This is a genomic window from Staphylococcus shinii (assembly GCF_017583065.1).
Classification (GTDB): Bacteria; Bacillota; Bacilli; order Staphylococcales; family Staphylococcaceae; genus Staphylococcus; species Staphylococcus shinii.
This window is the reverse complement of the sequence record NZ_JAGEVL010000006.1, coordinates 50,429-63,373: the sequence shown is the minus strand read 5'-3', so window position 1 is coordinate 63,373 and position 12,945 is coordinate 50,429. Positions and strand designations below refer to the sequence as shown.

Genomic DNA, 12,945 nt, shown 5'->3' with positions numbered 1-12,945 from the left:
ATAAATTACGAAAGGATGTTTTTATGTATCACCTAGAATTACACAATCTCAAGCAACGTATAACAAAATTATTAAACTTAATCGAATTATATAAATATGGCATTATGACCGATCATAGAGATAAATTAAAATTTCAACAAGACTTACATACTTACATCGAACATGATTACAACGATTTTATCCAAAATAACTTGCATCATAATTCCCTTTTTCATTATAACTATTTCAACTTTTTATCTAATCAAATAGAAGATCCAATGGATGAATTTACAATTGGCAATACGCTCAAGCACATTGAAACAGTTCAAGAACGCCTACTTAAAATACTAAAATTACTCTCCGCTGTTTTGTAATAAAATTTCACTTAATTGTTTTATTGAAAATGAAATTGTAATAGTTTTTCATGTATTGTACAATGAAAACGATTACAGTAATTAAGGAGTGATAACTGATGCATGGCTTTTCTATTTATCTCGGCCAACCCATCGATAAGTCGTATATTAGGCGCATGGTCGATCTAGGGTACAAAACGATTTTTACTTCAGTTCAAATACCTGAGGAAAATGAGGACACTAAATATCGCTATTTGGGAGAACTTTTAGAATTTTTATCAAACGATCAGCTGAACTATATGATTGATATCAATCCTTCGTTGCTGGATCATCATTTTTATGAATTTTTAAAGCAATATGAATCTGCACAATTTATAATTCGAATTGACCACAGCACTTCAATTGAAATAATAAATGAAATTATAAGCAATGATTTTCAATGTTGTCTAAATGCTAGTATCGTTTCAAATCATTTACTTCAACATTTATATCAACACATGAAACATTTTGATTACTTATGCTATTGTCATAACTATTACCCTCGACCAGACACAGGGTTAGAAACCCAATTTGTTAAATCACAAAATGATTTAATTTTATCATATAATCCACAGGCTAATATTTATGGTTTTATCGTAGGCACAACACTTCGTGGACCCCTTTTCAAAGGCTTACCGACAATAGAAAATACAAGGTATATGCATACAATTGAAAGCGCCCAGTTACTTCAAGACTTAAATACTCAGCATATTATGATTGGGGATCCGCGTTTGAATAATCAATGCTCACGACAACTTATCTCATTTTTAACACAAAGACATTTTAGTTTATCCATAATATTATGTGATTCACAAGCTGAAGAGATATTACTAAAGCCACACACGGTGCGTTCCGACAATCCAGGCAATTTAATAAGATCTCAAGAGGCCCGTAATTACTGTAAAACTGACATACAGCCATTATTGATATCTGAAAGAACACGCGGCTCCATTACTTTAGACAATAAACATAACGGGCGTTATCAAGGTGAGCTACAAATCATCAAAAAAGTATTACCATCTCACAAAAACGTCAACGTTGTAGCGCAGATTGACACCGACGACATACCACTCATCAACTGTATGCGACCTAATGATTCATTTGAATTCACTATAATTGGTAAGGAGTTAAAATTATGAACAAGTCAATAACTGAATCAAGGAATGAAGCAACAATGCATTTAGATGAAATGACTATTCAGCAAGCTTTAGAAACAATGAATGCCGAAGACCAAAAAGTAGCAGAGCAAATAAAAGTTATCTTGCCTGAGCTAACAAAAGTAATAGAAATTACTACACAACAATTTAAACAAGGTGGTCGTATTATCTATATGGGCGCAGGCACAAGTGGTCGATTAGGCGTGCTAGACGCAGCAGAGTGTGTACCGACATTTAATACGGATACAAATGAGGTCATTGGATTAATCGCTGGTGGACAACGCGCGATGACCGTTGCTGTTGAAGGTGCTGAAGATGATGAAGCACTGGCACAAGAAGATTTACAACATATCCATGTTTCTGAAAAAGATGTTGTCATTGGCATTGCTGCAAGCGGTAGTACACCTTACGTCAAAGGTGGACTAAAATATGCAACTCAAATTGGTTCATATACTGTAGCAATTTCTTGCAATGTGAACACTCAAATTAGCAAATTAGCACAATTCCCTATTGAAGTTAATGTTGGACCAGAAGTATTGACTGGTTCTACTAGATTAAAATCAGGCACTGCTCAAAAATTAATACTGAACATGATATCTACTATCACAATGGTTGGTGTTGGCAAAGTGTACGATAACCTTATGGTTGATGTTAAAGCAACAAATCAAAAATTAATTGATCGCTCTATTCGTATCATTCAAGATATTTGTGATATTTCTTATGAACAATCACAAAAATTATATAAAGATTCAGATCAAAATTTAAAAGTAGCGGTTGTCATGCACCTATGTAATATATCAAAATCGGAAGCTTCAAAACGTTTACAACGCAACGACAATATTATCAAAAAAGCCATTAAAGACTAAATATTTTTTAAATACAACTGTCATTTATTTACACATTTCATAAATTTTTAATGACAGAAAAGGAGGTCATTTTATGACAAAAGAGCAATTACTTGCTGAAAATATCATAGACGCTGTAGGCGGACTTGATAATATGGATAATGTTATTAATTGTATGACTCGCGTTAGAATAAAAGTATTAGATGAAGATAAGATTGACTATGAAAATCTAAAAGCCATTAAAGGAGTTATGGGTGTCGTAAAAGACGACCGAGTACAAGTTGTTGTGGGTCCTGGAACAGTCAATAAAGTAGCTTCTCATATGTCTGAGTTAAGTGGTGTACGTTTAGGTGAAACGATTCCTCATAACAGTAAAAATTATCGGGCAGATGCCGAAGCAAAAGCCAAAGAAAATAAATCTTCTATTCAAAGCAAACAGCAACGTGGTAAATTTAATAAATTACTAAAAACAATCGCTAATATCTTTATCCCTCTTATTCCTGCATTTATTGGGGCAGGTTTAATTGGCGGTATCGCAGCTGTATTAAGTAACCTTTTAGCAGCTGGTCAGATTTCTGGCGAGTGGGTAACGCAACTCGTCACCGTTTTTAATGTTATTAAAGATGGTATGCTAGCCTATTTAGCAATCTTTACAGGTATTAACGCTGCTAAAGAATTTGGCGCTACGCCAGGTTTAGGTGGTGTTATTGGTGGTACAACATTATTAACGGGTCTAACTGATGAAAATATGATTACAAACATTTTCACAGGCGAACCGTTACAAGCTGGTCAAGGTGGTATAATCGGCGTTATTTTTGCAGTATGGCTCCTTAGTATCGTCGAAAAACGATTACATAAAATTGTTCCAAATGCCGTAGATATTATCGTTACGCCAACAATTACTTTGTTTATTATAGGCCTTTTAACAATCTTTATCTTTATGCCTTTAGCTGGTTTCGTTTCAGATGGCCTTGTTTCAGTAATAAATGCAATTATCGATGTTGGTGGCGTCTTTAGTGGATTTATTATTGGTGCATTTTTCCTACCACTAGTTATGTTAGGATTACACCATATGTTTACACCAATTCATATTGAGATGATTAACCAAACTGGTGCAACTTATTTGCTACCAATCGCTGCGATGGCAGGTGCTGGACAAGTCGGAGCTGCTTTAGCATTATGGGTAAGATGTAGTAAAAACACCACACTTAGAGATACACTTAAAGGTGCCCTACCTGTTGGATTCTTAGGTATTGGTGAACCACTTATATATGGTGTTACTCTACCTTTAGGGAAACCTTTCATTACAGCATGTATTGGTGGCGGTATCGGAGGCGCTGTTATCGGAGGCATTGGGCACATAGGTGCAACCGCAATTGGCCCAAGTGGTATCTCATTATTACCATTGATTTCGGACCATATGTACTTAGGCTATATAGCCGGATTACTCGCAGCATATGCCGGTGGTTTCTTATTCACTTATTTCTTTGGTACAACAAAAGCTATGCGAGAAACTGATACTCTAGGTGATTAACTATGACCAACGTACTATATAAAATTGATCGACAATACACGGAATTAACTAAAAGTGAGAAAAAAATTGCAGATTATATTTTGAATACACCACACAAAATTATCAATATGTCTGTTCAAGATTTATCTAATGAAATAAATACAAGTACCGCTTCTATTGTTAGATTCAGTAAGAAAATGACTGAAAAAGGATTTCAAGAACTAAAAATAGCTATCTCTCGCTACTTACCTGAAGAAACATTAAACAACAATCATCTTGAATTAATGGATAATGAAACAGTAGATGTATTGAAGTCTAAAATGTTGTCTCGTGCTACAAACACTATGAACTTTGTGTCAAACCATATTGATAATGAAATTATTGATATGATATGCGAAAAAATGCAAAGCGCTCGTACAATTTTTCTATTTGGTTATGGCGCTTCACTTGTAATTGTTACAGACCTATTTCAAAAGTTATCTAGAATTGGGTTAAATGTAAGGCTTTTACAAGAAACTCATTTGTTTATGTCTACACTCGCTACACATGATGAACGTGATTGTATTATATTCGTAACAAATCAAGGTAGCCATAGTGAAATGCAATCCATGGCAAAAGTAGCAACAGATTATCAAATTCCTATAATTACTATTTCAAGTTCAAATGATAATCATATTGCAAAAATATCAGATTATACGTTGATATATGGGCAAACGGATGAAAATGAATTACGTATGGCTGCAACAACATCTTTATTTGCTCAATTGTTCACAGTCGATATTTTATATTACCGTTACATCGCACTAAATTACAATGATTCATTAGATGCTATTACGCAATCTAAAATGGCTTTAGACAATTATCGAAAGCATTTATCAAATATTCATTTCAAACATTAAAATACAACCTACCTATCAAACGATTTTTACATTGCTAGGTAGGTTGTATCTTTTTACAATAGGTATATGAATTAGAAATTTTAGCTCATATAATTTTTAACCACCAAATAAAGAAAGAAGCGAGAGATAAATCAATGTTTTATGTGATTTATCAAACTCACTTCTTTCTTATTTGTCATTATTTATAATTTTCTCACTGATTTTATACCAATTTCATTTGATTCAATTAGTTTTGTTCATTTTTGAAGAAATCAAAGATATTGTTCGCATTATCCGTGTTATCAATATTTCCTCTAAATTGCTCACTACCAGGTCCGTATGCATAAGTGTTTACGTCTTCACCAGTATGACCATATGTCGTCCAACCAGTATGTGATTTATCATTAATTGGCTTTTGTACTGCGTCTTGTACTTTTTGCATTTGTTCTTTATACTCATCCGATTCTTTATCTAACTTATTAAGTTTTGTTGCTTCATCTTTAACTTTATCAATTTGTGCTTGCTCAACATCAAAGCCATAACCCTCTTGAATTACTTTCTGTGGATCTTTACCTTTAGCAATCTCTTTGGTCATATACATTCCTGAGTGTTTCATAGATTGAATTGCTTCTGGATTCCACACATAATCTTTACCTTTAGCAATAGATAAACCACCCGTTGAGTGATCAGCTGTTGCAACTACTAATGTATCAGGATTTGATTTCGCATAATTTGTTGCAAATTCAAATGTTTTTTCGAAACCATTCATTTCAGACATTACACCTGTTATATCGTTTGGGTGCCCAGCCTTATCAATAGATGCACCTTCTATCATTAAGAAAAAGCCTTTATCATTTTGTTGTAATTTATTTACTGCTGTATCTGCCATATCTAGAAGTTTAGGATTTTTATCTGGTGCGTCAATTTGCAATGGCATATCGTTATCAGCAAAAAGCCCTAGGATTTGTTTGTTCGTGGACTTTTGCATATCTGTTTTATTATCGACAACATCATAACCGTCTTTTTTAAATTTATCTACTAGATTACCATTTTCTTTGCCAAAATATTCTGCTCCACCACCTAGTAAGACATCTACTTTATGCTCACCATTAATTTTATCGTTATAGAATTGTTTAGCAATTTCATCTTTTTTATCACGGCTATCAACATGTGCCGCGTATGCTGCTGGTGTTGCATCAGTCAATTCTGCAGTAGACACTAGTCCAGTCGACTTTCCATTTTCCTTAGCTTGCTCTAATACAGTTTTTACCTTTTGCTTATTGTCATCTAAACCAATTGCCCCATTATAACTTTTATGACCAGAACTAAACGCTGTTGCCCCAGCCGCAGAATCAGTTACATTTTCTTTTGGATCACTAGGATTTGTACGTTGATTACCTACTAAATATTTATCAAAAGCAGTCTTTTCCATTTCTTTTGTTTCTGGATTATCAGCAAAATAACGATAAGCAGAATTGTATGAAGGACCCATACCATCCCCAACTAAAAATATTACATTTTTTGGATTTTTTGTATTCCCCATATATGAAACATCATTTTCTTTTGACGTATCTCCTCCACCCGAGGCATAGGTTGACTGCGCACTCCCCAACACAGAACCCATAATAATTGCACTTGCCACAGAAACAGTTGCTAATTTGTTAAAAATTTTCATAAAGTAATAACTCCTTTAAATATGTATTATAGACCTACACTTTAAGTGTAGTGCAGAAGTTTTGAGTAATTGTTTTAACGCAGTAAATTTTATGTAAATTAAAGATAAAGTTATGTATTCAACGAGCCAAACCTCACATACTGATAATAATTAAAAATAATAACAAGACAGACATCCTTTATTTGCTAAACAATTTCGTTGTATCAATACTTTCTCAACAAGGAGACTAAATGACATAAAAAGACAAGGAGTGAGACAGAAATCTAATTAATTTAAAAAGATTTCATCGTCCCACCCCTTTAAGATGACTATATTTAATAATAAAAGATTTACTTGAGCTAATGCTCATGCACAAGTTCCACTAACTCAATAGCTGAACACCTGAGTTAGTACTCATGTGTAAGAACCACTAACTCATTACATTGAGAAGTGGTTCTTTAGAGAAGTGGGACTTTATACTTTAAAGTTGTTGATCTTTACTTAATTTATGGTAGCCCTTCAAGAAGAAGAACATCGTCATAAACAATAGGAATACAATACCGATAACTACTGAAACCACAGTTTCTTTATTAAATAACATGCCAATTAACACCATAATAAAGAACGCCATTGTAATGTAGTTTGTAAATGCGCCACCTGGCATCTTGAAGGGATGACCTTCCACTTCTTCAGGATGATTTTTTCTAAATCTTAAATGACTAATTAAAATCATGAACCATGGTACCATACCTGGTAAAATCGAAGCGCTATAAACATATACGAATACACTATCAGCACCTTTAATAAACAATGGTAAGATTACATTAAGTAAAGCACCAATTAAAATACCTGTGGCAATTGCTAGTACAGTCCAAATAGGGACACCATTTTTCATTACTTTACCAAAGAATTTAGGTAACATACCTTTTTGAGATAGATTTAATGACATACGGCTGGCACTAAATATACCTGAGTTACAGCCTGACATTGCTGCAGTAAGTACAACAAAATTGATTAATCCAGCTGCAAAAGTGATGCCGACTTTAGCAAACGTAGCTACGAATGGGCTACCGATATGTCCTAATTCATCCCAAGGATAAACTGTAACAATTACAAAAATTGCACCAATATAGAAAATCAAAATACGCCAGATAACACCGTTAACCGCGCTCTTGATATTTTTTTGTGGATCTTTTGTTTCACCAGCAGTAATACCAATTAATTCAACACCTTGGTATGAGCCGATAACAATTGAAAGTGCAAAGAAGAAGCCAATCCAACCATTAGGCATAAATCCGCCATGAGACCATAAATTCGAGAGACCAATTGCTTCTCCACCATTTCCTAGACCAAAGAAGATAAGACCAAAACCTGCAACTATCATTAAAATAATTGTAACTACTTTAATCATCGCAAACCAAAACTCAAATTCACCAAACGCTTTAACAGATACAAGGTTAGCACCGGCTAATAACGCTACAACAATAACACCCGGTATCCATTGTGGTAAATCAGGGAACCAATAGTTCATATATTCTCCGACTGCGATTACCTCACTCATACCTACAACTACCCATTGGAAAACGTTGCTCCAAGCCGTTAGATAACCTGCTACTGGATGTATGTAATCACTTGCAAAGTTAGCAAAAGAACCAGAAGTAGGATGTAAATAAACCATTTCTCCCATCGCTCTCATTACTAAGAATAAAAATATACCTGCAATTAAATATGCAAATATAACAGAAGGACCTGTCCATTTTATAGTGCTTGTAGCTCCCATAAATAGTCCTACACCAATCGTTCCACCAAGTGCAATCATACGCATTTGACGTGCACCTAGCCCCCTCTGTAATTCGTTATTATCTTTCATCATTCAAACCCCATCTCTTTCAAATATAAGTGGAACTAAATTCACTTATTATGACGTTATTATACTATAAATTCAAAAAATTAAAACAATTATTTTCACTTTTATGTAAGGGCTTACATAACCATTTAACAATTGTACGCGATTTTACATTAAAAAGTAAAGCTTTATTAAAAAAATATTCCCTTCACAATCTACTATTAAAATAGAGCGAAAATCTAATCCCAAGTGAATTAATGTAGAAATTGTGAAAAATATCACAAATACTTGCTAACATAGTATACTTATAATTAATTATAGAAAGCGAGGATAAAAAATTGAAGGAAAAAAACATTAAATGGGATAAAGTATTTTATGGGAAAGCTTGGATTGACCACGTAGTTGATACCATCAAAACTAAAGACATTTTACAAAGCTTTTATTTTAAACGCTATTTACTTCGAGCTATAATGGCTGGTTTTATTTTAGGTGTTATTACTGTCTTCGTTTTGCTTATTAAAGCGTCACTAGACACTCATCTACCTTCTGGTGTTATCAATATAATTGCATCTATAGCATTTAGTTTTGCCTTAGTACTTATCTTATTTACCAATTCAGAATTGCTAACGAGTAATTTTATGTATTTTACAGTTGGCTTATATTATCGTGTCATTAGCCCTACCAGAGTTTTTAAAATTTTTACACTATGCTTTATCGGTAATGCCTTAGGCGGATTTTTATTTTTCTTGTTATTACGTCATTCTGATGTGATGACCACTGACATGTTAATACAATTAGAGCACACGATTGAACATAAGACTTTAACTGCTGGCTTTACTGCAATATTGATTAAAGCAATTTTCGCTAATTTCTTCATTAATATTTCTTTAGTCATAGCAATGCAAATAGATGATGTTTTAGCTAAAATGTTCGTCATGATGTTTGGTGTATCTATATTTGCATTTATGAGTTATGAGCACGTTGTATATAACTCCGTACTATTTGGTGGCGGTTTAGTCTACCAAAGTAGTGAATTAATATTTATCCCTGTGAGTATCAATTTAATAGCTTCAGCCATCGGCAATTACATCGGTGGCGGATTAATTATAGGTTTATTCTATGCTTATTTAAATGATCATCACCAATATGAACATAAAATACCAAGATAACTACTAATACAATATTTCATCTATTTTGTATGGTATAATTTTCAGTAGATTTTATTACAAAGGAGTTATATATGAATAAACACTTAATGAAACGTACCCTTACGGTTTCCATTATATTTGGTGTGTTATTTTTCTTTTTAAATTATTTTAGTGAGTCTGATAGTTCAGTTGCTCCTTTAATATTAAAAAGTGTAATGGTTATCTTTGTTTTTGGCATTTTATATTATACTTTATTTTCTATTGTAAATTCTCCAGAACGAAAATATAAATTTGGTATAACTATTCCTATTGCATTATTAATTGCGATTATCATAAGTGCTCTCTTTTCAGCAATAAAAGCCGGAATCATTATTGGATTAATCTTAGGTATTATTGCCGGCTACGTTTGGGAGTTTTTAACAAAAAATCAAAATGGTGGTGACAAATAATGAGTGTAATATTAGGAATCGTCGTAATTATTTTATTAATTGTAAGCTTAATTCCAAATTTGAAAGCCTATAAAAAAACTAAAGAAACCGGAGAAAAGAATCCCCGGTTTGCTATCATGATAGGTATAGATGCTATACTGCTTGTTCTTGTATGTGTAACATTAATATTTCAACTTTTATAAAACAGATGACGCTTGTCTTGTAAAGCGTCATCTGTTTTAGTATATATAATCAAAATCTATCTTGTAGTACTAAATAATATAAAGCTACAGCTCCTAATAAATAAACCATTGTACCGACCATAAATGAACGAAATTGTATCTTAAAAGGAATCTTTTTATTAAATATTGGCCCTAAAACTAAATTACCTATAGCTAATATGATAGGACCACCTAAGAAAAATATTAATAAATAACCATTCATACAACTAACTCCTATCAGCTTCAAAACATAATGCTATGATTTCATCCGCAGACAAATCTTTCCCTGTATATGCAATATGACTGAAGTCTTGTAATTCGGTCATGTGATTCGTGTTGACAATAACATCAAGGCCCGCAGTAACAGCTGCTGTTGCACCGTTTACTGAGTCTTCAATCGCTAGGCAATTTGCTGGGTTATAATTTAACCTTTGGACAGCAGTGAGATATGGATCCGGGTTTGGTTTAATTGACTCTACATCTTCACGTCCTACAATAACATCTATATATTCACTCAATCCTAAATTGTCAAACGTTGGCTGAATATCTTCACGATAACTACTTGTGGCAACTGCCATAGGTATATGACGTTTTTTACAATATTCCATAAGCTGATGCATAGCATCAACAATTGGTAAAGTAACACTCGTTTCATTATGTTCTAAATAAATCTTTTCTTTATCATTCATACCGATTTGTGCTTCCAAATAACTATGTAATTCCGTTGCGGCGCCTCCTATAGATTGACGATAAAAGTCTAATGATATTTCTTGTAAATTGTGTTGAATTAAGTGCTTATTAATAATTTCAAACAGATGTTTTTCAGTATCTATAATTGTGCCATCAAAATCAAATACAACTGCCTTATACATAATTACGCCTCCTATTTAATATGGGGTAACATTCATTTAATGATAGCTTATCATATTTCATATTTTAATTAACTAATAATATATCCATTTTTATAACACAAATGAATAACATTAAAAATGGTCGAATCCATAGCATAGCTATAAATTCGACCATTAAGTTGCTCTAATTATTTAATTGTTTACTTGACTGTCCACAGTTTATAATTTGGCCTAGCCTCTTCTTACTTTTATCGTTTATTCCAATACTTAGCTAATATTGGTCCAGTAATATTGTGAATCAGACTAAACACAGCCCCTGGCACTGCAGCTAATGGACTAAAATGAACGGTGGCTAATGATACAGCTAGACCTGAATTTTGCATACCCACTTCAATAGAAACAGCTTTTTTATCAGCTCTTTCTAAACGGAATATTTTAGCCAAAGTATATCCAAGTGTGTACCCCACAATATTGTGTAATATAACAATTGCAAAAATCAATAAGCCAGTTTCAAGTATTTGTGATTTACTTCCCCCTACTACCGACGCTAAGATAAGTGAAATTGCTACAACTGAAACAATTGGTAAAGCTGTCGCTGATTTAGCGGCAAAGTTTTTAAATAATTTTTGTAAGACAAAGCCTATGATGATAGGAATTAAGATCACTTGAACAACAGACCAAAACATACTCATAAATGATACTTCTAACCATTGATTAGCAAATAAATATATTAAGGCTGGCGTTAAAATCGGTGCTAATAGTGTGGATACACTTGTAATTGCAACTGATAAAGCGATATTTGCATTAGCAAGGTAACTCATTACATTACTTGATGTTCCGCCAGGACAACATCCCACTAAAATGACACCTATAGCTACTTCAGGTGGTAGATGAAATAATTTAGCTATTAAAAAAGCTGCTACTGGCATAATTGTATATTGTAATATAACACCAATCATTACAGCACGCGGCGCTTGAAATACTATTTTAAAATCTTTAGGGTCAATCGTTAACCCCATCCCTAGCATAACAATACCTAATAAATAAGGTACCCAACCACTTAGTGTTGCTAATTGATCAGGAAAAATAAAACCTATAATTGCAGCAACTAACATCCATAATAAAAATGTGTTGGTTGCAAACCTACTTACCTTTGATAACATCTATAAACACTTCCCTTTATGTATTAACAAAGAAAAATGTATCATACTTTATACTTCCAAACAACTTAATTTTCTAAATATTCTAAAAATAACATCTGTAATCAATTACTATGAAAAAATTTTAACTTCGTTCTTAAGACCTAGTGATTCCAATAAAAAAGAGTGGTACAATCTAATAGAAATAATAACTTGTGGAAATTTAAGTGTAATTGAATATTATGATTAATATAGATAAAACACTTTCTATAGATATTGGGGGTATCATATGTTTTTAGATAAAACTGAAACTTTTGTGTTAAATATTGGAGGATTAAATAATCGTGCCACAAGAAAAAATTTAACCAAACTTTGTAAACAAATACAATTTTGTAATTCATTTAAATTTACGATTTTCAAACAAAATAATTTGTATGCTTTGGAGATTAATTTACCAAAGCAGCAATTACCATATATAATTAGTTTTCTTAGTTTTCATAACTATTCTATTTATCAAATACTACTAGGTACAGATACTAATGACCTTTTAGATTTAGATCATTTATTATTATCTTCGAGACGTTTTGAATTAGTTGTAGATGGACTTCGTGACGCATTCATTAAAGACAAAGTCATCGATATTTTGAATTTAATAAATCAAACCGAATACATTACATATACTTTCAATCGCAATAAGATAAACGTATCTACGTCACCCTCAGTTTTTGCAAAACTCATATATATGATTGCTACACATAACATTGATATACTTGGCGCTGCATACCAACCTCGTTGGATGAATAAAGCTAGAATTTCATAGTATAAATATAAATAATAACAAAAGAAGAGGAACCGAGACATATATTTTTGTCTTGGTTCCTCTTAATCTAACCG

Annotated in this window: 14 protein-coding genes; 9 read left to right on the top strand and 5 right to left on the bottom strand. The window is 32.7% G+C overall.

The window, feature by feature from the left end; all coding sequences use genetic code 11:
• Positions 1-23: 23 nt before the first annotated feature.
• The 5 genes from J5E45_RS09025 (at position 24) to J5E45_RS09005 (ending at position 4,785) form a co-directional block, all read left to right on the top strand.
• Complete coding sequence (locus J5E45_RS09025) at positions 24-353, top strand: hypothetical protein (protein WP_069792397.1); 330 nt, start codon at positions 24-26, stop codon at positions 351-353.
• A 98-nt stretch (positions 354-451) separates the two neighbouring features.
• The gene (locus J5E45_RS09020) at positions 452-1,510 is read left to right on the top strand and encodes a MupG family TIM beta-alpha barrel fold protein (protein ID WP_107548481.1); all 1,059 of its coding nucleotides are present in this window, start codon (positions 452-454) and stop codon (positions 1,508-1,510) included.
• Entirely contained in the window at positions 1,507-2,394 is an 888-nt protein-coding gene (gene murQ, locus J5E45_RS09015) for an N-acetylmuramic acid 6-phosphate etherase (RefSeq protein ID WP_107549486.1), read from the top strand. Before J5E45_RS09020 ends, murQ begins: the two co-directional genes overlap by 4 nt.
• Before the next feature lie 73 nt (positions 2,395-2,467).
• Positions 2,468-3,907: a PTS transporter subunit EIIC gene (locus tag J5E45_RS09010; RefSeq protein WP_039068078.1), complete on the top strand. Its 1,440-nt coding sequence runs from the start codon at positions 2,468-2,470 to the stop codon at positions 3,905-3,907.
• A 2-nt stretch (positions 3,908-3,909) separates the two neighbouring features.
• The gene (locus J5E45_RS09005) at positions 3,910-4,785 is read left to right on the top strand and encodes a MurR/RpiR family transcriptional regulator (protein ID WP_101093829.1); all 876 of its coding nucleotides are present in this window, start codon (positions 3,910-3,912) and stop codon (positions 4,783-4,785) included.
• Between the two features lie 226 nt (positions 4,786-5,011).
• Here J5E45_RS09005 and J5E45_RS09000 read toward each other — a convergent pair whose 3' ends face one another.
• Positions 5,012-6,439, bottom strand: a complete 1,428-nt coding sequence (locus J5E45_RS09000; protein ID WP_039068082.1) for an alkaline phosphatase — start codon at positions 6,437-6,439, stop codon at positions 5,012-5,014.
• A 460-nt stretch (positions 6,440-6,899) separates the two neighbouring features.
• Positions 6,900-8,288: an amino acid permease gene (locus J5E45_RS08995; RefSeq protein ID WP_208182083.1), complete on the bottom strand. Its 1,389-nt coding sequence runs from the start codon at positions 8,286-8,288 to the stop codon at positions 6,900-6,902.
• A 314-nt stretch (positions 8,289-8,602) separates the two neighbouring features.
• On the opposite strand from J5E45_RS08995, the gene J5E45_RS08990 reads away from it, so the two are divergent.
• The 3 genes from J5E45_RS08990 to J5E45_RS14375 all read left to right on the top strand — a co-directional run bounded on the left by J5E45_RS08990 (position 8,603) and on the right by J5E45_RS14375 (position 10,043).
• Complete coding sequence (locus tag J5E45_RS08990; protein ID WP_208182082.1) at positions 8,603-9,433, top strand: formate/nitrite transporter family protein; 831 nt, start codon at positions 8,603-8,605, stop codon at positions 9,431-9,433.
• Between the two features lie 71 nt (positions 9,434-9,504).
• Entirely contained in the window at positions 9,505-9,861 is a 357-nt protein-coding gene (locus J5E45_RS08985) for a hypothetical protein (protein ID WP_039068085.1), read from the top strand.
• Positions 9,861-10,043, top strand: coding sequence for a hypothetical protein (locus J5E45_RS14375; RefSeq protein ID WP_017722850.1), 183 nt, complete (start codon positions 9,861-9,863; stop codon positions 10,041-10,043). The genes J5E45_RS08985 and J5E45_RS14375 overlap by 1 nt, the downstream gene beginning before the upstream one ends.
• A 49-nt stretch (positions 10,044-10,092) precedes the next feature.
• Here J5E45_RS14375 and J5E45_RS08980 read toward each other — a convergent pair whose 3' ends face one another.
• The 3 genes from J5E45_RS08980 to J5E45_RS08970 form a co-directional block, all read right to left on the bottom strand.
• Positions 10,093-10,284, bottom strand: a complete 192-nt coding sequence (locus J5E45_RS08980) for a hypothetical protein (protein WP_039068087.1) — start codon at positions 10,282-10,284, stop codon at positions 10,093-10,095.
• Positions 10,285-10,288: 4 nt separating this feature from the next.
• Positions 10,289-10,933, bottom strand: a complete 645-nt coding sequence (locus J5E45_RS08975) for an HAD family hydrolase (RefSeq protein WP_039068089.1) — start codon at positions 10,931-10,933, stop codon at positions 10,289-10,291.
• Positions 10,934-11,160: 227 nt separating this feature from the next.
• Entirely contained in the window at positions 11,161-12,075 is a 915-nt protein-coding gene (locus tag J5E45_RS08970; RefSeq protein WP_208182080.1) for a bile acid:sodium symporter family protein, read from the bottom strand.
• Positions 12,076-12,340: 265 nt separating this feature from the next.
• Here J5E45_RS08970 and J5E45_RS08965 point away from each other — a divergent pair, with 265 nt between their 5' ends.
• Positions 12,341-12,871 (top strand): hypothetical protein, encoded by a 531-nt coding sequence (locus J5E45_RS08965; protein WP_069792387.1) that lies wholly within the window; start codon positions 12,341-12,343, stop codon positions 12,869-12,871.
• The last annotated feature ends 74 nt before the right edge of the window (positions 12,872-12,945 follow it).